This window comes from Herbaspirillum frisingense, assembly GCF_047325095.1.
In the GTDB taxonomy this organism is placed as follows: Bacteria; Pseudomonadota; Gammaproteobacteria; order Burkholderiales; family Burkholderiaceae_D; genus Herbaspirillum; species Herbaspirillum frisingense.
In genome coordinates this window covers 1,272,016-1,291,151 of sequence record NZ_CP168558.1, presented here as the reverse complement: position 1 = coordinate 1,291,151, position 19,136 = coordinate 1,272,016, and the positions used below count along the sequence as shown (strand labels likewise).

The window sequence follows — 19,136 nt, the reverse complement described above, 5'->3', positions numbered from 1 at the left end:
CTCAGGGATATTCCTCTGCATGCATCTGCGCGATGCCTGATGCCGTGGCGCGCAATTTCTCCAGCAGCACGGAACGGTCGTTGGCCCGGAAATTCATGATCACCGGCGAATGCACACCCTTGTTGGACAAGGGCCGATAGACCACGTCCGACCGGTGCAGCCCCTGCACCGAACGCGGTACCAGGGTCACGCCGACCCCGGCTGCGACCAGGCCGATGGCGGTCTGCATTTCGTTGGCTTCCTTGACGATGGTGGGCCGCAGACCGCGACTGGAAAAGATTTCCAGCACCTGGTCCGCATAGCTGGGACGCGGACGCGCCGGATAGAGGATGAAGCGCTCCTCGGCCAGTTGCGCCAGCGTCACCTTGTTGCGCGCCAGCAGCGCGTGACCCAGCGGAAACACCGCCACCAGCGGCTCTTCCACGATGGTCTCGCAGACGATGTCGGGATCGGTGATGGGCAGCCGGCCGAAGCCGACGTCGATGCGGCCGGACTTGAGTGCCTCGATCTGTTCCATGGTGACGATCTCGGAAAAGCCGATCTCGATATCCGGCAGTTCGGTCCGAAAACGCTTGATCATTTCCGGCAGCAGACCATACAGCGCCGACGGCACGAAGCCGATGTTGAACCAGTGCTGCTGTCCCTTGGCGATGAGACGGGTGCCTTCCTCGATCTGCTCCAGCCGCGCCAATACCTGCAGGGTCTGCTCGTAGAAGAACTTGCCGGCCATGGTCAGGGCAATGGGACGCGAGGCACGGTCGATCAGTTCGGCCCCCAGCAAGTCTTCCAGCTGGCGGATCTGCCGGCTCAGGGGCGGCTGGGCGATGTGCAGCAATTCGGCCGCACGGCTGAAGCTGAGGGTGCTGGCGACGGCGTTGAAATACTTGAGATGGCGAAGTTCCACTATACCTCCGGGGCATACCATGATGCTGATTTGATATTGTACGTTCTCCCGCCCTGGGCATAGAATCCAAGGCCAGCGGCCGCAGAGCCGAGCACACGACGCCTTCCACGCGTGCCGTGCGCACCACCATAGCGAGGCCAGCGCCCACGCCAGCGCAGGCCCGACCAGAAGACCGTAGAGGAGACCGACATGAACCGCAGCACCCTGCCCCATCTTTGCCCCTGCCCGTCCTCCTGGCGGGCATGAAACTTGCAACCTCATTGCATTGACCGCGAGGCTCGCTGACTGAAGGGAAAGCAGACAGCGCGCCTCCCGGTCCTGCAATCCATGAAGGTGCGGCGCACTTCTGGCCATCGGCCGGTGCGCCCGTACTGCATCACCACCCGGTACCAACGTCTCCCCCGCAACCGGCACTGCGCGGGCGGGACCGTTAAGAGGTTAACATGCTCAACACTGTCCATGCGCTCAGTCTGGAGCCGCTGTATCGTCGTCGCGTGTTCCAGTCCACCCGCAAGGTCGACTGCCACGCCCAGGTCGCCAACGAACTGTCGGAACACGATCTGTTCTGGAAGGGTGACGACGTCGACACCGTGCTCTTCAAGGCCGCCATCCAGCAGTTGCAGATCTTCATGCTGAAGTACGGCGCCGAAGTCATCGTGCGGCCACGCCTGTTCAATGGCTTCGCCCTGGTCCACATGACACTCTCCGGCACGGCCGAGATCGAATCCGACGGCCAGAAAGTGTGCATCCCGCAGGGCAAGACCGCGCTGATCGCACCAAAACGGAATCTGCGCCTGTGGTGGCAGGCGGGTTCCGAGCAACTGATCCTGAAGGTACCGCTGGCGCTGTTCGAGGAACTGAGCGCGATGGGCCAGCCCGGACCGGCCAATATGCCCTCGCTGTTCCTGCTGCCGCAGCAGGCCGCGCCGCACTGGGACCTGCTGATCCAGTCGCTGCTGCGCGTACTGGCCCTGCCCGGGCAGAGCGAGGGGCATGGCGAGTGGATTCGCCATTTCGAACGCAGTGCCGCGCAATTCCTGCTCTCTCAGCTGACCAGCACGGTGCAGCCGGTACTGGGTGTTCCCGGCAGCGCGCAGCTCGCGGCCAGCGAATCCGGCGACAGCCTGGTAGGCGCCGGCAAGCTGCAGCGGCTGGACATGCTGGAGCGTTACATCCGCACCCGCCTGTGCGCCCCGCTGGCGCTGGCCGACCTGGCCAGCGCCGCCGGCGTGAGCGTACGCGCGCTCAATGCGCTGTGCCACCAGCAATACGGCGTGGCCCCCATGGACCTGCTGCGCAACATCCGCCTGGACGCGGTACGCGAACGCCTGTTGACCCATCCCGGCGCCAACATCACCGACACCGCCTTCGAATTCGGCTTTGGTCACCTCGGACGTTTCTCTGCGTACTATCGGGAGCGGTTTGGGGAACTGCCCAAGCAGACGCGGGGTGGGATGCGTTAGCCTGCGATCACGCGACTGTCTGCAGGGAAGGAAAAAATGGCATCGTCACGGTGCCATTTTTTTCGTCCCTGCACCATGAAACATCATCTCCTTCCGCGTCTCGCACCCTGATGCAGCGCTCCGCCAACCCACGTAAAAAGTGGATAGTCGCGCGCCCGCAAGATGCAAGCGCCGGATATTTTTCATCGTTCCGATTCCCTATGATCGCCGCAGCAAGCGATGAGGTCGTGCGTCCACGCGCACGGCGTCACGGCAGGTCGGTCTGCACGCTTGCCACCTCCACATCCGGTCCACTCAATTCAATCAACATGGGGAAGAGCATGAAAAAACTGGTCGCAGGCGCCATGGCGCTCACGGCAATGACTTGTGCACAGCAGGCGTTGGCGCAAAGCCAGGTCAGCATCTACGGCATCATCGATACCGGCGTGGTCTATACCACCCACGCCAATGCTGCCGGCAACTCGGTCCTGAAGATGCCGTCGCTGACGGCCTCGTTCCCGTCACGCCTGGGCTTCAAGGGTAGCGAAGACCTCGGTGGCGGACTGCAGGCCATGTTCGTGCTGGAGTCCGGCTTCGCCGTCGATACCGGTGCCATGGGCCAGGGCAATCGCCTGTTCGGCCGGCAGTCCTACGTCGGCCTGAAGAATGGCTGGGGTAGCCTGATGCTGGGTCGGCAGGTCAACATGACCTACCTGGTGACGGCCAAGTCGGATGTGATGGGTCCCAACATCTTTTCCATCAGCAGCATCGATTCGTACATCCCCAACGCCCGCAGCGACAATGCCATCGGCTACCTGGGCAGCTTCAACGGTCTGACCGTCGGCGCCACCTACAGCTTCGGCCGCGATACCTCCAGCGCCGGCGGTGCCAGCGCCACCAACTGTGCCGGCGAAGTGGCCGGCAATGCCAAGGCCTGTCGCCAGATCACCGGTATGCTGGCCTATGACGGCAGCAGCTACGGCATCTCCAGTTCCTACGACATCCTGTACGGCAACACCGGTGCCGCCAATGGCCTCACCAGCAGCAACAATCACGATCAGCGCGTCACATTGAATGGCTACGTGATGCTGGGCCAGAGCAAGATCGGCGGCGGCGTGATCGACCGCAAGACCCGCGCAGCCACCGCCAATACCGATTCGGACCTGTACTACCTGGGCTTCTCCACGCCGCTGTCGGTCGCGCTGGTGCTGGATGCGCAGGTGGCACGGCTCAAGATCAAGGGCACGTCCAACAACTCCACACTGTCGGTGGCGCGCCTGACCTACAACCTCTCCAAGCGCACTGCGCTGTATAGCTCGGTGGGATACATGAAGAACGGCGGCAGCGCCGCGATCCCGCTGGACGTGGGCGGGACGGTCGGGGTCGGCATGAACCAGTTCGGCGTGATGACGGGTGTACGTCATACATTCTGAGCTTGATCCCTCAGGTCTCGGCGTCGACCACGGCGATCCATTGCAGGATGGCCTGCATTGCATCCGGCTCGCCGTCGACCAGTGCCGTCTGTAGCATCTGGCTGCGTTCGGCCAGATGCTCGCGGCCCATGGCCAGCAGACCACCCTGCAGGCGATGCAGGATGCGTGCGGCGCGTTCGCCATCGCCGCGCTGCAGGACCTGCTGCAACTTGTCCCTCTCCTGCGGCCAACTGTGCCGAAAAGCATCCAGCAGTACCTTTTGCAGCGGGTCACCCTGGTCCTGTACCGGCGCTGCCGGGCGGCCGAAACGGGATAGCAGTTCCTGCATCTGCTGCAGCGACCCTGGTTTATAGAGCAGGGCATCGAACAGTCCGCTGGGCAAGTGTGCCAGGCTGTCCGGGCCGGCGGCGGTAGTGGCGATGATGCATGCCTGCGCATGTTCCTGACGCACGCGTCGGGCCAGCGCGACGCCGTCCAGCCCCGGCATGTCCAGATCGGTGATGAGCAGGTCGGCGCGCTGCGCCTGCCATTGCGCCAGGGCGTCCAGGCCATCGAGTGCCAACCGCAGGCGCTGACAGCCCAACGCCTGCAGCTGTTGCTGGATCAGGGTCAGATTCACGTAGTCATCCTCCACCACCAGCACGTCCAGCATGTCCGGTGCGACGGGCAGCTGCACGGCCTGCGGCCGGCCTCGCCATGGCGGTACGATCATTCCATCCTGCTGGCTCAGGGCCATCCGCCAGGCATGGCGGTCGAAGGCACTGACCTGGCGCCAGTGCGTCACGCTGCTGCTGTGGCGAACCACATCGGCGCGGATCAGCACGGCCGTCTTCGATACACTCACAGGCGCAGCCACGAAGGCTTCTACGCTGTCCGGCGCCACCAGGTGAATGGTCGTGAGGCCCGCCGACTCCGGCTCGACCGGCTCGGCACCCCAATGTTTGAGGTAGGCGCGCAACATGGCTGCGGTGCTCGCCTCACCGGCATGCAACGCCACCTGTCGTCCACGCAGCGGAGCGACATGCTGCGAATTCGCCTGCGGCAAGGTCTGCAGCACAATCTCGGCACCGAACACGCTGCCCTTCCCCGGCTCGCTGGTGAGGGTGATATCGCCGCCCATCAACTCGGCCAGGCGCCGGCACAGCGACAGCCCCAGTCCGGTGCCACCGAAGCGCTGGCTGATACTGTCGTCGGCCTGTTGCAGGGACTTGAAGATGCGCTGGCGCGCCCCGGACGAAACACCGATGCCGGTATCGGCCACCTCGAAACGCACCACGCTCACCCCCTCGGCACTGCGCAGCAGGCGTGTGGACAACGTGATGCTGCCGGTGCTGGTGAACTTGACCGCATTGCCAACCAGGTTCTGCAGGATCTGCATCAGCCGACGTGGATCGCCGCGCAGCGGACGTTCCAGCGCGACATCCGGCAGACAGCGGAACTGCAGTCCCTTGTCCAGCGCCAGCGGCGCGAACAGCTGGGCGCACTCTTCGAGCAGCTCGTTGACCTGCAACTGCTCGGAAGCCAGCGTGATGCTCTGCGACTCGATCTTGGTGATGTCGAGAATGTCGTTGACCAGGCTCATGAGCATGTCGAAGGCATGCCGGATCAGCTCGATGCGCTGGCGCTGCGGCGCCGACAGGTCTTCACGCGTCAGCAACTCCAGGTGACCGATGGCCCCGTGCAAGGGGGTGCGGATTTCGTGGCTGACCTGGGCCAGGAACATGGACTTGGCCTGGTTGGCACGGTCCGCCATGCTCCTGGCGTCGCGCATCAGGGCTTCATGCGCCTTCTGCATGTTGAGGTCGATCATGCCCAGCAGTAGCACATCCTGACCAGAAAAGCGGGTGCGCGACCACACTGCCCCCAGGTGGCTCACGCCGCCGTCGCGCAAAGGCAGCTCGGCTTCGATCATGGCCTGGCGCAGATCGTCACCCACCCGCACCGCCGTGAGGATCTGGGCGTAGAAGCCGGCGCTGGGCAGTGCAGATTGCTCCAGCATCTGTGCCGCCACTGCATTACGCAGCACCACCTCGCCGGAGCCCGGCGCATAGACGGCGATACCCACCGGCAGGGTGTCAATGATGGTCTGGCTGAACTGGCGACTTTCCACCATCGCCAGCGCTTTCTTCTGTAGCGGGCCGATCACGCAACGATCAAAGTACAAGGTGGCTGCCCACACGAAAAGCAAGGAGAACAGCCCCCAGAAAGCGCCGGTGATGAAGTTGCCCTGAAGGCCGGCCAGCACGTCGCGCCAGGTAAAGGTATAGACCACCACCCAATCCGGCCCCTCGATGGTCTGGGCGATGAAGAAGCTGCCATCGTCATGGAAATGGCCGACGTGATCATGCAGATCCATCTCGCGTCGCACATGCTCCTGGATGTGCTGCATCAGGCCCGGATCGACCTGGCCGTCCGGCTGGCTCAACAACTGGACGCTACCCTGTCCTTCGAAGACGAACAGTCCAGGGGTATCTTCGTTCTTCATGAAGAACTGGCGGAACTGGCTGGCCGGGACCGAGAAGACGGCCGTGGCCTCATCGCCCTTGTCCAGCTGGATACGCACGGCCAGCCTGGTCACCGCATTACGTACCAGCGGCGCGCTCAAGGCCGGACTCATCCATAGCACACGCTGTCCGGTGCTGCCCTGGGCGCGGGCGGCTCGCTCTCGTTCGGCGGCGAAGGCCGCGTTGACCGGTGCCCCCAGGGCGCTGATGAAGCGCGCGATACCCTGTTGCCTCACCAGAGCGAGCTCAGCCCCCTCCAGCGGTGGCGAGACCGCCAGGAAACCGGCATCGGCCGTATAAATGAAACCGTCCAGCGTCACCCCTGGCTCGGCAGGATTGAACATCGGCAGGGCCGACGCCTGACGCAAGAGGAGCAGCAGGCTGGCCAAGCGCAGGCGGTCGGCGGCCGTATCGCTGCGGACCAGGAGCGAGAACGGTACCACCGTCAAGTTTTCCGGACTGCGGGTGATCTGCCCGCCACCGACGTTGCCGGTATAACCCTCCAGCGTCAGCAATTCCCTCTTGTAAAGATGTTGCAGGCGTGCGTACATTTCGGCGAACTGGACCACACGCGCTGTCAGCCGGTCAACCTCGGACTTGATCTGCTCGCGCTTGCTGGTGAAGGTGCCGATCTGGCGTTCACGGAACTGGGAAAAGGCGCTGTATCCAAGGAACAGGATGGCGCAGACGATGGCCGCCGACAACAGGCAGGCACAGCAGTAGAGCAGGCGCCGATAGTAGCGCTCGGAAAGGGCGAGGAGCTGGCGTGGCATGGGGTCCGGTGGCGCGCTGGATCAGTCGCCCAGGCTCTGGAAGACGCGACTCAGTTCGACGTCATTGCTCACTCCCAGCTTCTTCATCGCCGCCACCTTCTGGTTGCTGATGGTCTTGGGGCTGCGGTGAAGTCGTTCGGCGATTGCGGTGATGGACATGCCCTGGCAGATCATGCGCGCCACCACCAGCTCGCGCTCGGACAGCTGGCCCAGGCCGCTTTGACGCGGGTTGACGCTGAACAGGCTGCCCAGCAGGGCCGACGACAGGGACTGCGGCAGGTAGACCTGGCCTCCCTGCACGCTGTAGATGGCCTGTGGCAGGTTGACGAAATCACTGCGATTCTTGCCGATGAATCCGGCGGCGCCCAGCTCCAGGGCGCTGGAGATGATCTGCGGCTGGGCGTGGGCGCTGAGGAAGATCACCTTCATTGCCGGATGGTGACGACGCAGCCGCTTGAGCAGGTCCAGGCCGTCGGCGTGCGGGTCGTCGTCGAAAGCATAGTCGCATAGCAGTACATCGACCGGTGTCTGCGCCAGCGCCGCCATGAGCTGGGCGATGCTCTCGGCGGAAAAGTGCAGTGCGATGTCCGTGCAGGGCGCCAGGATCGCCTCTATCCCGCGCAGAACCACCGGAAAATCATCGGCAATGCCGACCCGTATCGTTACCCCTCTAGTCGTCACGGCAACACCCCCTTTCCGAAACTGGCTTCATCGTCGATGCTTGTGTGGCGTGACCGCTTACCGGCCTCCTGACGTGATTCAACCTGGCAAAAAAATCCGGCAGCGCCATCGGCCTGGCAAAGTAATATCCCTGGAAGCGTCTCACCCCGATGCGGTGCAGGCCCTGCCACTGCGCCAGGGTCTCGACACCTTCGGCGGTGACGGAGGCACCGAATACCGCGGCCAGTGCCACGATCTTTTCGATCAGGCGACTGTACATGGAATTTCCGTGCATGGCAGCAACAAATGAACGGTCGAGCTTGAGGCAACTGATGCGGCCGCAGGCCAGTTGGTGCAGGCGAGCGTCACCGACGCCGAAATCATCGAGCGCTATGGCGATATCGGCATGCTCGCACTGGGCGAACAGGCGACGGCAATGCACCGGCCCGAGATCGCCGCCGCGTTCGGGCATCTCGATCATCAAGCGTAGCTGCCCCTCCTGCAAGTCTTGCAACAGGGCCTGACATTGCGCCACCAGGGTATCGTCGTGCAATTGCTGGCCACATGCGTTGAAGGAGAGAAAGAAGGGCTGCAACAGACGCACCTGCGCCCGCTTCCAGCCGATGCTGAGCTGTCTGAGCATCTGCCGCGTGGCCGCCGCCAACAGTCCCTCCTCCTCCAGCCTCTGCAGAAAACTGCCCGGCGGCAGCATCCCGGCTTGCGGATGCTGCCATCGCATCAGGATCTCGGCACCCTGCCATTGGCCATCGGTACCGACGATGGCTTGCAGGAAGGGCAGGAACTGCCGTCGACGCAGCGCCTGCAACAGCTGCGCGCGCGTCATCGCGGGCATCCTGTCACTCCTGGTGCTGTGGTAAGTGAGGCCAAGCATAAGTACTCCGTTCAGGGGTGGGAGGGCGGTGTCAGCGCAACTTCGTGTTCGCTGAGACGGCCGTCGTCATTGATGGTCTGGTACCGCAGGTACGGTGCTTGCCAGGCGGCGGGCATCCCGGTCCGGGCATTTCCATCCTGCTGCAACACATAGCGCTGCTGGCCATAGGGTGGGACCATCTGGTCGGGCGCCAGACGTGCGGAGAACCCATGTGCGCCATCGCCAAGCTGCAAGGCGGCGAAGGAGACGAAGTAGGGGCTGTCGTTGCGGCATACCAGCATCCATGCGCCTTCTTCCCCGGAGTCGCGTTCCAGATGGAAGTGCAGTGCGCGGTGCCACTGCGGACCGGGGGCAGGCAGGCCAGGTGGGCGGTAAAACAGCTTGATCTGCGTGTTGATCCCCAGCAGTAACCGTGATGCATCCTGCTGCGGGGCCTTGGCCGACAACAGCGCTATCTCATAGAGATTGAGCCAGAACACCGACTCGCGCCCGGCCGGCAGGGGATCACCGGTGTACAACACCCGCACCTGGCTGACGGCGTGCGGCTGCAGTCGTTGCACCGCCGGCATGACGAACATCGAAGACAGCACCGTGTCCGGCGCCTGGCTGCCTTCCCCCTGATCGACCCAGCTCTGCAGCATCACCGGGTAATCGTTGGTATTGGCCAGGCGCAGGCTGATCTCGCCAACGCCCTGGCTGAAGATCAGACGCGTGCGTTCCGGCATGATCCCGGCCTCTCCGGTGCTGCATATTGTCAGGCTCAGCCACAGGAAGGCACAGCGCCACATGGACCACCGCCTCATTGCGTAGCTCCACTTGCCGCGGGCGGGCCGGCGTCGGCGGGGAGGAAGGCTTCGCGCCGGGGCGCGGCGATGCAAGCGGCATCCAGGCGCAGGAGGGCGGCCTTGAGATCCTGGCCGTGCAAGTCGTAACGGACCGCGCAGCGCTCCTGCTGGCCATCCCCCCAGCGTACCAGCAGGTTGCCGCGCAACGGGGCGATGCGCAGATAGGCCTGGCTACCCTGCCCCACCATGCCCACCAGCTCGCCCTGCGGGTCCAGCACATCGGCCCCCATGGGCAGGGGCTGACCATCGTCCCGCCGCAGCCGGATCAACAAGGCATGGCCGGAGCGGGTCCGGAAGTTCAGCTTCAGGGTGGCGCCGGCGTAGGGGATCACGGTGCGCTGGCTCTCAAGGATCTCGCTCTTGCTGCTCATCCCGGCGTCCGCCAGTTCCACGACATTGCGCTGGTAGGGTGACAAGGACGGCAGCAGCGCAAAGCCGTTGCTGTCGATCACCGCACCTTGACCGTTGAAGAGCCGGGCTCCCTCGGCCCCCTTGGCTTCGACCAGCGCAAAGGTATCTCCCAGATAGGGGCCAAAGGTGATGCCGCCACCATGCAAGGCCAGCGCGCCACGGGCATTGGCCGCAGCCTGCCAGTAGTCATGGCCACGCGCCAGGTTGAGATTGAGGTTGACCTTCGGCAGGCGCATGCCGACATTGCCATTGAGGCTGTCCTGTCCTCCGCCCGGTGCGTGGCTGGCACCCAGGCTGTAGCTGATGTGGCGCTCGCCCCGCACCATGGCGGAGAGCTGCGACTGGTACAGATCCTGTCCAGCCGCCTTGACCACCGAGCTGCTCAGGACCGGCCGATCAGCGCCGGCTTGCCCCAATGGAATGGAAAGCGACAGCATGACCGAGGAACCTGGTCGACCCGCTTGCGGCAGGCGAGGGTCCAGGCCCGACTGTACGCTGGAGGCGGCACTGACCTGCTGCCGCTGGAATGCCAGATTGATGCTCATGCCATTGCTCCACATGGTTGAATAACCGAACTGCAACTGGGTGATGCGGCTGCGGTTGTGATAGAAGGTCTGGGTCAGCCCGGAGAGGTAGAGTGACCCCACGCTGCCCAGTTGCTGACTGAGCGAGACGTCGAACCGCGAATGCTGCTGATAGCTGCTGGAATTGGCCAGCGCCCACTGGTTGCCGCGCCCGGCATGGCGTTCGCTGAGCACATCGGCCAGCTCACGGTAGCCGGCCGTCGAATAGCGATAGCTGGCAATGGAAAAATTGGTGCCGGTGGCCTCGAAGGCGTGCGAATACGACAGGCCCAGCATCCAGCCAGCGCGGGCCCCACGCCCGGTATCTGCGTAAGAATGATTCAGCGCCAGTCCGACCGACCCTGCCGGCCCTGCCAAGGTAGTTCCGATCAGCACCGACCGGTAAGCCCGGGCCAGTCGCATCCCGACGTTGCCGGTCAAGGCATTGCTCAGACCACGTTGATAAAGCGCGTCCATGAACAGCGCCGGCGTGTCGGTATCACGTGTGCGCCCGGCGGTCAGGCTGTAGCGCGAGCGACCCGGGCGCATCGATTCCGGCAGTGCGGAAAATGGCACGCTGAAGCCGGAACGCGTGCCGTCAGCCTCGATCACGGTGACGTCGAGGTCGCCGTTGTAACTGGTCGGATACAGATCGTCAATGACAAAGCTGCCTGGCGCCACCGTGGTGCGATAGATCTCGCGTCCCTTCTGGCTGACGATGACCTGGGCATTGCTGCGGGCATTGCCGCGAATGACCGGCGCGTAGCCGCGCTGCGAGTCAGGCAGCATGCGGTCATCCGAACTGAGTTCCAGACCCTGGTAGGCCAGACCGGAGAGCAGCTTTCCGGAAGTGAAGCTCTGGCCCACCGACAGTTCGCTGGTCCAGCCTGGCAAGGCGCGCCTGGCGTAGGTACGTACCGGATTCCAGGCCAGCCCGGCATGGTTGTCATAGCCCAGACTGCCCTGCTGGCGCAGGCGCCACAGACCGAGATTGACGCCGCTGTCGGTAAAGCCGTAGGTCGCGCTATGGCTGACCTGTGCCGTGCGAACGTAGTACTGGCTGATGCTGTAGTTGACGAAGCCGATACTTTCGCCGGCGTCGTAGTGTTCGGGGTCGACATAGCCCCGCGCCACGTGCTTGAGCTGTGCCTGTGGCAAGGTGAGGTTCAGGCGCAGATTGGCCAGATCAAACACCGCGTTTGCGCCCGGCGCAAGTTCTTCGATGCGCGCACATTCGCGCTGCCCCAGTTGCGCCAGCAGATCAGGACGCAGGTTCAACATGGCAGCATCCTGCGCCTTGAAGCAGGCTGCGACGCCCTGCCCTTCGAACAAGTCGAAACGCAGCGACCGCCGGTGACTGAAACTGCCATTGACGAACACATCCACGCTGTAGGTGCCGGGCTCCACATTACCGACCCGGTTGAAGCGCGACAGGCTACCCTTGTTGACAGGCGAGGCCATCTCCAGCGCCTCCAGGAAGCGATAGCTCTGCTCCGGCTGCCCGGCCACCGGCGGGGCCATGACCAACAGACTGACGCCCAACGACAGCGCTGTCCAGCCGGCTCCCGCCCGTAGCGTTGATCTGCATGGTTTCACTACCGGTCTCGTCAGTGCAGTGGGTAGTCGCGCACGACTTCCGCCCCGAAATCATTGACGATGCGCAGTTGCATGCGCAGGTCCGAGCGTTCCACCGGCACACGTGTCAGCGGCCAGCGCAACTGCTGGAACGGACTGATCACCGTGGCCCGCGCCAGCGCTTGTTGCTGCTCTCCCTGCAGCAGCGTCGCCTGCTGCACCACGACGTGGTAGGCACTGGAATTATCGACAACGACGGTGGCAGCACTGCCCGTACTATCGATGGAAAATGCCAGGCCATCCGGCGCCCGCGCAGCATCGGCCTCGCTGGCCAGTGCCGTCGGTCGGTAGAACAGTTTCATGCGGCTGCGTACGGTGAGCACCAGCTGGTTTTCCCCGACGGAATCAGCCTTCAGGGCCGGAACCTGGAGAAAATTGAGGAAGAACAGGGACTCCCGATCCTGTGGCAACGCTGCACCCACATACGACAATCGCACCATCTGCCCCCCATGCGGCTCTACCCGAAACACCGGCGGAATCACCAGGAACGGCGAGGACAAGGCATGGGCATCGCCGCTGCGACCATCGTCGAGCCACACCTGGACGAGATTGGGGTGATCGTCCGGGTTACTGAAACGCAGCGCCTGTTCGTTGGCATCGGCCGGATAGATGATGCGCGTGCCAAGCATGGTCACGCTGGCCTGGGCGCTTGCGATGAATACCAACACCATGATGAGCCCTGCGAGCAAGCTTGCTTTTTTCATGTTCAAAACGGAAAAGGCACCGCGGCGGCGATCCAGCGGCGGCGAAGGTGAAGCGACAAAGCTGGCGCCGGTTTACATTCAATCTGCGAGATGCGTGGATTGAATCTGCACCGGGCCTGAAGGTAGCGAAGGAGATGATCAACAAGCGGCGACGCTGCAAGGCAGCCGCCCCGAAGGGCGGCCCGGCCCGCAGGTCAGAGGTAGTCCAGCGCGTACTGCACCGATCCGATGACCGAACCGGCTCCCGCCGAGCCAGCCTCTGAGATGTAGCGCACGGAGAAGGTATGCGACGCACTGGTGGCGCCCGTGGCGATCTCCAGGCCATCAACCGAGACGGCACTTCCGCCGACCAGCTTGATGGCTTCTCCGCCCATGCCCGCACGCAATTGCAGTGCCACGTTCTTGGCACTGCCGAGGTTGGGGATGTTGTTACCACCGGTGGCGGAACTGGCCAGGAACTGGGTCTTGATCTTCAGTGAATCCGAAGCCGATGCCGTACAACCGCTCACGCTGACCACGAAGGGGGTCTCACCGGCGGCGCTGCCAGCGGCCACCAGGTCGCCCGCAGCCACCGTGGGCAGCAGCACCACCGGATTGGTGGCGCCATCGACCATCACCTGGCAGGTCTGCTTGCTGACCTGGCCACGGAAGCTGATGGTATTGCCGGCCGCCAGCACCAGGGATGGCGAGACCAACATCAGGATTGCAAGATACTTTTTCATGTTTACCCCCAAAAGGATTCGGCCGACAGAAAGAAAATGCAGACGCCGACCGAAGCGCCCTGCACCGATCGCATCTTAGGCAAGAGCGGGCATCCAGAGGATCGGCGCACGCCCATCGACGGGCTGGCGAAGTCTGATTGCGGCATGGGCGAAATCCCATATGCTGCGCTAGGCATCGGCCCATGCGCATTGCGGGTCAGGCCCATTCACCGGCGCAGCGCGGGGAGCGATGATGGTTGGGGTCTCCTTCCCACCCTTTCCCCTTCCCCCTTCCCCACCCGGTCGCCCATGTCCCTCTTTCCTCACTATCCCCATCGCGCGCGCACGATGCTGCTTTTGCTGATGATGCTTTCCCTGTGGCTGCTGCTGGCACCGACGGCAGAAGCCATCTGCAAGCGCAACAACCGCGCCGCCTATCCGTTCGCGCCGCTCAGTGACGGCGGCTCTGCCCAGTTCTGGTTCGGCCGTATCAATCTGGCCAGTACGGCGATCCAGCCACCAGGCAGCATACTGGGCAGCGCGGTGGCCAGCGCCGCTGAAGCGGCCGGCATCAACGGCGATACGCTGCTCTGGACCTGCGACCTGGCCGATGCCGACCAGATCTATGAAGTCTTTTCCACCAACGGTGATGACAGGGTCGGTGGCTATGCCGAAATAGGTATCAAGGATGGCCTCCATGGTTTCTATCGCACATGGTTTCCCGGGGTTGCGATCCGCCTCACGCATCTGCGCTCGGGCAAGATCCTTTCCCGCTATTACCAGTCCAGCAAGCTCGATACCTATGATGTCGATCAGGCCACCAGGAAGATCCTGATCCGCGCCCGTCACCTCAGTCCGATCAAGGCCGAGGTGGCGAGGGTATCGGACCTGACACCGGGCACCGGAACCAGCAACTGGTGCAGTGGCGCACCGGACAACACGCGCTGGGCAGCCGTCGCGTATGAGTGCACCCAGCCCAATGGCTACCTGATGCTGCGCGGTCCCGGCTATAACCGAGCCAGCGGCGACATGGATGACGATGGTGAAGACCATGCCTATCGCTACCTGTTCTTTGGCGCGGCCAATGGCATTGCATTCGGCATGCGCATGGGCGCAACACTGAGCGTGCTGCCCTCTTGCGTGGTCCAGAATGTGACACCGGAAGTGGTGTTCCCGCCGATCTCGGAAACCGAGCTCAATCTGGGGCAGACGCGCCAGGTGGAATTCACGCTCTCATTCCGCTGCGACGAGGGCATCGGCAGCAAGCCGCCTTTCGCCGCCGGCACGGATGACAACCAGACCGCCTTCGGCCTCCAGGTTTCACCGGGGGCGCTGGCGGCTGCCCGCTTGCTGGGCTATGTGAATCAGAGTCAGGGGGTACGCTATCTGCTTTCGGACAACTACGGCACCGACCCGTCGCTGGCCAAGGGAGTGGGGATAGGCCTGAGCGATGCAGACAATCAACAAGAGATGCAGTTCCTGAGTTCATCGGTGACCGGCCAGTGGCTGTCGCAGTCCTTCCCGTCCGGCCGCAATGCCGGCTGGTATCGGCTGAGGGCAACCGAGGAACGATGTCCTCCCAGCCCGTCGTCGCCCGCTGCAGCCGTCGAACAATTTACGATCAACAAGCGCCTGACGGCGACCCTGCAAAAGCTGCCGGGGCAGACCGTCACACCGGGAAGAGTGTTCTCGACCGCCTATGTCATCGTAAAGGTGCAGTGAAGGTCTCGGTCCTAAGCGGCCTTCAGTCGCCCGGGCTGGCCATCATCGATGGGAAAATGCAGCAGCGCCGCGACGATTCCCACCACGAAGGTGGCCATCCACAGCAAGGAATACGATCCGCTCAGTTCCAGCATCCAGCCCCCCAGCCAGGCGCCGAGGAAGGAACCGATCTGGTGGCTCAGGAAGCACACGCCGAACAAGCTGCCCATGTGGGTCGGACCGAACAGGCGTGCCACCAGCGCCGTGGTCAGCGGGACCGTGCCCAACCAGGTCAGCCCCATGACTGCGGCAAACAGGGTCACCGACAGACTGCTCTTGGGGGCGATGAAGAACAATCCGATCGCGGTGCTGCGCACCAGGTACAGCCAGCCCAGCACCTGCTGCGGACGATAGCGACCGCCCAGCCAGCCGCAGGTCCAGCTGCCGGCCATGTTGAACAGGCCGATCAGCGCCAGCGCCGTCGCCGCCAGGCCGGTGGGCATGTGGCACAGTTCCAGATAGCCCGGCAGGTGGGTGGCGATGAAGGCCAGCTGGAATCCACAGGCGAAGAATCCCAGGGTCAGCAACTGGAAGCCACGGTGCCGCAGTGACTGCACCATCACCCGCCGCAAACCGCCCTCCTGGCGCGGCATGACCGGCGTACGGATCGCTGGGGAGCGCAACACCAGCCCCAGCGGCGCCACCATCAGGACCAGCGCGGCCAGCACCAGCAGCGCCAGACTGATCCCCGAGGCAGCGCGCAAAGCCTGCACCAGCGGCAACATCAGCACCTGGCCCAGCGAGCCACCGGCACTGACCAGCCCCATGGCGCTGCTGCGCCGTTCCGGCGGTACGCTGCGCCCCACCGCCGGTAGCACCACGCCGAAGCTGGTGCAACTGATACCCACGCCGATGAAGACTCCCATGCCCAAGACCAGCAAGGCGCCGTTGGGGGCGAGTGCCGTCAACGCCAGGCCGATGGCGTAGCAGACCGCGCCGAATGCCACCACGGGCGCTGGGCCATGACGATCGGTCATGGCACCGGCCAGCGGCTGCGCCGCACCCCATACCAGGTTGTGCAGGGCGATGGCGAAGGCGACCAGGGTCACCGGCAGGCCGTGATCGTAGGACAAGGGACTGATGAACAGGCCGAAGGTCTGGCGCGATCCGAGCGCCATGCTCATGATGGCAGCACCGGCCAGCACGGCCCAGAGACGTTTGTGGCTCACAGAAGCATGGCTCATGGCAAGAGGCGATCCTGGATAGATGAATGATGCAATTTGACTCTGAAAAGAGAGCGCATTCAAATGACTTCGGCACGACTATCCATTCCAAAATGGAATGCGAAATGATGGACACCGGATGCCCACGAGGATGCACGACTATGCTTCAATAGCGTATCCGACCTGCTCCCCTTGCCGACCGCCATGACACTCCCTCTCGCCAAGCTGCCGCCGCTGGACCTGATCCGTGGCTTTGTCGCCGTGGGCCGCCGCATGAGCTTCACGCTGGCGGCACAAGACCTGTTCCTGACCCAGTCGGCGGTGAGCCGTCAGGTCCATCTGCTGGAAGAATTCATGGGAACCGCCCTGCTGCACCGCCACCACCGCGCAATCTCCTTCACGACCGCCGGTGAGCGGCTGTTCCGCAGCTGTGATGCGACGCTGCTGCAACTGCAGGACAGCATCGGCGAACTGCGCGCCGCCCAGGCAAGCCGTCCGGTGACCATCACCGCCAGCATCGGCATGACCGGGCTATGGCTGTTGCCGCGCCTGTCGCGACTGCAGCAGCAGGTGCCGGGGATAGACGTGCGGGTGGCGGCCAGTGACAGCGTGATCGACCTGCGCCACGAAGGCATCGATCTGGCCCTGCGCTACACCACGCGCGCCCAGACGCCGCCGGAAGCGATCCGCCTGTTCGGGGAATCGGTGGCACCGGTGGCGCACCCCCTGCTGCTCAAGCAAGGCAAGCTGCCGGCCGATACCACCCTGATCGAATTCGAACAAGCCAACCCGCGCCTGCGCTGGAAGGATTGGCTGGACCATGGCGAATGGAAGAAGAAGCACCGCATGCTGCGCTTCAACCAGTACGACATGGTGATCCAGGCGGCACTGGCCGGACAGGGCGTGGCGCTGGGCCGCATCGAACTGATCGGACCGCAACTGGCCAGCGGCCAGCTGGTGCTGCTGGGCGAAGCACGGGCGCAGGACGAGGATGGCTACGCCTACTGGATGATCCAGGCCACCCCTGCAGCCCGCCGCGAAGTACAGCAGGTCGCCGCCTGGATACGCAACGAGGCCGGGACCAGCCTCACGGGCTGAAGCTGGCTGGTTCCCTGCAGGCGGCCAATGCGTCGTCCAGCCGGTCGTTGCCCCAGAACATCTCCTTGCCGACGAAGAAGGTAGGCGCGCCGAAGATGCCTCGCGCACGGGCCAGCACGGTCTGCTCGCGCAGGCGGGCGCGATTGTCTGCGGACTGCGCATCCTCCAGGAGGGAGGCTACGGGCAGGTCCATCGCCGTCAACACTTCAGCGACCGTCCCGGCGCTGTCGATGTCGCGGTCCTCGGCGAAGTTCAGATGCATCATCAGACGGCAAAAGCCACCCACCCAGTGCGTCCCGGATCCCGCCAGGGCGACCAGGGTGGGCAGCACCGCAGGACGCGGAAAGCGGCTGGGACGCCGCCACGGCAGGCCATACTTGCGACACTGGCGGGCCATGTCCTGCCAGGTGTACTCCCCCTTCTCCTTCTGCAACACGAAAGGAGACGTGCTCCAGCCCAGTTCGCGAAACACCGGCCCCAGCAGGAAGGGCCGCCACTGCACGGATACACCGGCCAGTTGCGCCGCCTGCTCGATGCGCAGCGTGCTCAGGTAACTGTAGTTGCTGCCGAAGTCGAACCAGTATTCGATCACGGGGTGCGGCGCGCTCATGCATGCACCACCAGACAGCGGATTTCCAGGCTCTGACGCAAGGGGGCCCCGGGCCGGATGTCGGGAAGGTCGAAAGCGGTATGCGGGGTGAAGCGTGCCACGCCGCCGGTGCGCGAATCGAACTGCTTGAACACCAGCGCATGGTGACGATCCATCTGCGGGAAATAACACCAGCGATGCGCAGGGTTGTGGCGCATCAGATAGATTTCGCCGGTGCGACGGGGATAGCGTACCTCGCCCCGCACCAGGTCCTCGCGTGCCACGCTGCGCGCGTCGACCACGGCCAACGGTGTGTCCTCGATCACGCCGCGCAGGCTGCGCCAGATGTTGATGATGGAAAAGTGCCGGGCAAAGGGAATCAGGTCCGAATCATGCAAGACCATGGACAGGCGCCTGCGCCCCGATACCTCGGTGTAATCGTTGTGGATGCGACCGTTGGCTGCCGGCGTGGCACCACGGGCGGCGCGCCCGAAATCCAGCGTCGCGCGTGCAGGGTCGCGCTCGCGCACCAGGTGATCGAAGACATAGGCATGGGTGCCACCGGTCACCTCCAATGCCAGCTCCACCGCCTCGGCATAACAGATCGCCTCGATCTCGTCGGCATCGCCCGGATTGCGCAAGGCCGTGGGGGCGTCACGCAATTCGAACCCGTTGATATCGATATCCAGATCGCGCCAGGCGCCGGCATCAGCGATGAAGGTGTCGTGCACGGTGTAGTCGGCGCTCTCCCAGGGAACGCCAGGGGGTGGCGTACAGGCATAGCTGACCGGGTCACGGGCATGACTGGCGAGATAGCTCAGGCGTGCCCGCACGCCGCGCCTGGCATCAGCGTGACTCATGTCGGCGGGCAAGTGGGAAGTAGTCGTTTCCATACTGGCTCCTGATTCAAGAATGGCTGTTGGTAAAGCCATTGAAGCAGTGCAGCAAAACCTGTTCAAACGACTAATTTGATCTTACGCATGCGCGATGGGAATGCGAAACGGCATGATGACCAAGATCGCACGCTGTTGCGACCGGCATCATCCGTCGCCGCATAT

The 19,136-nt window shown here is 63.8% G+C and carries 16 protein-coding genes; 5 read left to right on the top strand and 11 right to left on the bottom strand.

Going from position 1 to position 19,136, the window contains the following annotated elements:
- Position 1: 1 nt before the first annotated feature.
- Positions 2-904: a LysR family transcriptional regulator gene (locus ACEOAC_RS05940; protein ID WP_006464257.1), complete on the bottom strand. Its 903-nt coding sequence runs from the start codon at positions 902-904 to the stop codon at positions 2-4.
- A gap of 443 nt (positions 905-1,347) precedes the next feature.
- On the opposite strand from ACEOAC_RS05940, the gene ACEOAC_RS05935 reads away from it, so the two are divergent.
- Together ACEOAC_RS05935 and ACEOAC_RS05930 are read left to right on the top strand one after the other, a co-directional pair.
- On the top strand, positions 1,348-2,367 hold the full coding sequence (locus tag ACEOAC_RS05935) for an AraC family transcriptional regulator (RefSeq protein ID WP_413443579.1): 1,020 nt from the start codon (positions 1,348-1,350) through the stop codon (positions 2,365-2,367).
- A gap of 320 nt (positions 2,368-2,687) precedes the next feature.
- Positions 2,688-3,779 (top strand): porin, encoded by a 1,092-nt coding sequence (locus tag ACEOAC_RS05930; RefSeq protein WP_006465053.1) that lies wholly within the window; start codon positions 2,688-2,690, stop codon positions 3,777-3,779.
- Positions 3,780-3,789: 10 nt separating this feature from the next.
- Here the strand turns inward: ACEOAC_RS05930 and ACEOAC_RS05925 are convergent, their stop codons facing one another.
- The 6 genes from ACEOAC_RS05925 to ACEOAC_RS05900 all read right to left on the bottom strand — a co-directional run bounded on the left by ACEOAC_RS05925 (position 3,790) and on the right by ACEOAC_RS05900 (position 12,733).
- The gene (locus ACEOAC_RS05925; RefSeq protein WP_413443580.1) at positions 3,790-7,056 is read right to left on the bottom strand and encodes an ATP-binding protein; all 3,267 of its coding nucleotides are present in this window, start codon (positions 7,054-7,056) and stop codon (positions 3,790-3,792) included.
- A 21-nt stretch (positions 7,057-7,077) separates the two neighbouring features.
- A complete protein-coding gene (locus ACEOAC_RS05920; protein ID WP_051110952.1) occupies positions 7,078-7,737 on the bottom strand; it encodes a response regulator transcription factor in 660 nt (219 codons plus the stop codon).
- On the bottom strand, positions 7,727-8,569 hold the full coding sequence (locus tag ACEOAC_RS05915) for an EAL domain-containing protein (protein WP_413628736.1): 843 nt from the start codon (positions 8,567-8,569) through the stop codon (positions 7,727-7,729). The genes ACEOAC_RS05920 and ACEOAC_RS05915 overlap by 11 nt, the downstream gene beginning before the upstream one ends.
- Positions 8,570-8,619: 50 nt before the next feature.
- Complete coding sequence (locus ACEOAC_RS05910) at positions 8,620-9,333, bottom strand: molecular chaperone (RefSeq protein ID WP_241812151.1); 714 nt, start codon at positions 9,331-9,333, stop codon at positions 8,620-8,622.
- A 74-nt stretch (positions 9,334-9,407) separates the two neighbouring features.
- A complete protein-coding gene (locus tag ACEOAC_RS05905; protein ID WP_413443590.1) occupies positions 9,408-11,948 on the bottom strand; it encodes a fimbria/pilus outer membrane usher protein in 2,541 nt (846 codons plus the stop codon).
- An 86-nt stretch (positions 11,949-12,034) separates the two neighbouring features.
- Positions 12,035-12,733 carry a molecular chaperone gene (locus ACEOAC_RS05900; protein ID WP_413443582.1) on the bottom strand — a complete coding sequence of 233 codons (699 nt, stop codon included), beginning with the start codon at positions 12,731-12,733 and terminating at the stop codon, positions 12,035-12,037.
- Between ACEOAC_RS05900 and ACEOAC_RS05895 the strand changes: the two genes are divergently transcribed.
- Positions 12,717-12,869: a hypothetical protein gene (locus tag ACEOAC_RS05895; protein WP_413443583.1), complete on the top strand. Its 153-nt coding sequence runs from the start codon at positions 12,717-12,719 to the stop codon at positions 12,867-12,869. The two genes, ACEOAC_RS05900 and ACEOAC_RS05895, sit on opposite strands and share 17 nt — an antisense overlap.
- A 91-nt stretch (positions 12,870-12,960) precedes the next feature.
- On the opposite strand, the gene ACEOAC_RS05890 is transcribed toward ACEOAC_RS05895, so the two are convergent.
- Entirely contained in the window at positions 12,961-13,488 is a 528-nt protein-coding gene (locus ACEOAC_RS05890) for a fimbrial protein (protein ID WP_039876786.1), read from the bottom strand.
- A gap of 36 nt (positions 13,489-13,524) precedes the next feature.
- On the opposite strand from ACEOAC_RS05890, the gene ACEOAC_RS05885 reads away from it, so the two are divergent.
- Complete coding sequence (locus ACEOAC_RS05885; protein ID WP_413443584.1) at positions 13,525-15,189, top strand: fimbrial protein; 1,665 nt, start codon at positions 13,525-13,527, stop codon at positions 15,187-15,189.
- A gap of 11 nt (positions 15,190-15,200) precedes the next feature.
- Here the strand turns inward: ACEOAC_RS05885 and ACEOAC_RS05880 are convergent, their stop codons facing one another.
- Positions 15,201-16,412 (bottom strand): MFS transporter, encoded by a 1,212-nt coding sequence (locus tag ACEOAC_RS05880; RefSeq protein WP_241812156.1) that lies wholly within the window; start codon positions 16,410-16,412, stop codon positions 15,201-15,203.
- 183 nt (positions 16,413-16,595) lie between these two features.
- Here ACEOAC_RS05880 and ACEOAC_RS05875 point away from each other — a divergent pair, with 183 nt between their 5' ends.
- Positions 16,596-17,489: a LysR substrate-binding domain-containing protein gene (locus ACEOAC_RS05875; RefSeq protein WP_413443585.1), complete on the top strand. Its 894-nt coding sequence runs from the start codon at positions 16,596-16,598 to the stop codon at positions 17,487-17,489.
- Here the strand turns inward: ACEOAC_RS05875 and ACEOAC_RS05870 are convergent.
- Together ACEOAC_RS05870 and ACEOAC_RS05865 are read right to left on the bottom strand one after the other, a co-directional pair.
- Complete coding sequence (locus tag ACEOAC_RS05870) at positions 17,479-18,099, bottom strand: 2-hydroxychromene-2-carboxylate isomerase (protein ID WP_413443586.1); 621 nt, start codon at positions 18,097-18,099, stop codon at positions 17,479-17,481. The two genes, ACEOAC_RS05875 and ACEOAC_RS05870, sit on opposite strands and share 11 nt — an antisense overlap.
- The gene (locus tag ACEOAC_RS05865) at positions 18,096-18,971 is read right to left on the bottom strand and encodes a CmcJ/NvfI family oxidoreductase (RefSeq protein ID WP_413443587.1); all 876 of its coding nucleotides are present in this window, start codon (positions 18,969-18,971) and stop codon (positions 18,096-18,098) included. The genes ACEOAC_RS05870 and ACEOAC_RS05865 overlap by 4 nt, the downstream gene beginning before the upstream one ends.
- Positions 18,972-19,136: the final 165 nt, after the last annotated feature.

Excerpts from the sequence above, each read along its gene's own strand:
- ACEOAC_RS05885 (WP_413443584.1), top strand. The coding sequence starts at position 13,525 with ATGCAGACGCCGACCGAAGCGCCCTGCACCGATCGCATCTTAGGCAAG.
- ACEOAC_RS05875 (WP_413443585.1), top strand. The coding sequence starts at position 16,596 with ATGACACTCCCTCTCGCCAAGCTGCCGCCGCTGGACCTGATCCGTGGC.
- ACEOAC_RS05910 (WP_241812151.1), bottom strand. The coding sequence starts at position 9,333 with ATGCCGGAACGCACGCGTCTGATCTTCAGCCAGGGCGTTGGCGAGATC.
- ACEOAC_RS05895 (WP_413443583.1), top strand. The coding sequence starts at position 12,717 with ATGAATACCAACACCATGATGAGCCCTGCGAGCAAGCTTGCTTTTTTC.
- ACEOAC_RS05935 (WP_413443579.1), top strand. The coding sequence starts at position 1,348 with ATGCTCAACACTGTCCATGCGCTCAGTCTGGAGCCGCTGTATCGTCGT.
- ACEOAC_RS05915 (WP_413628736.1), bottom strand. The coding sequence starts at position 8,569 with ATGCCCGCGATGACGCGCGCGCAGCTGTTGCAGGCGCTGCGTCGACGG.
- ACEOAC_RS05925 (WP_413443580.1), bottom strand. The coding sequence starts at position 7,056 with ATGCCACGCCAGCTCCTCGCCCTTTCCGAGCGCTACTATCGGCGCCTG.
- ACEOAC_RS05905 (WP_413443590.1), bottom strand. The coding sequence starts at position 11,948 with ATGGCCCCGCCGGTGGCCGGGCAGCCGGAGCAGAGCTATCGCTTCCTG.
- ACEOAC_RS05880 (WP_241812156.1), bottom strand. The coding sequence starts at position 16,412 with ATGAGCCATGCTTCTGTGAGCCACAAACGTCTCTGGGCCGTGCTGGCC.
- ACEOAC_RS05890 (WP_039876786.1), bottom strand. The coding sequence starts at position 13,488 with ATGAAAAAGTATCTTGCAATCCTGATGTTGGTCTCGCCATCCCTGGTG.
- ACEOAC_RS05865 (WP_413443587.1), bottom strand. The coding sequence starts at position 18,971 with ATGGAAACGACTACTTCCCACTTGCCCGCCGACATGAGTCACGCTGAT.
- ACEOAC_RS05870 (WP_413443586.1), bottom strand. The coding sequence starts at position 18,099 with ATGAGCGCGCCGCACCCCGTGATCGAATACTGGTTCGACTTCGGCAGC.
- ACEOAC_RS05900 (WP_413443582.1), bottom strand. The coding sequence starts at position 12,733 with ATGGTGTTGGTATTCATCGCAAGCGCCCAGGCCAGCGTGACCATGCTT.
- ACEOAC_RS05930 (WP_006465053.1), top strand. The coding sequence starts at position 2,688 with ATGAAAAAACTGGTCGCAGGCGCCATGGCGCTCACGGCAATGACTTGT.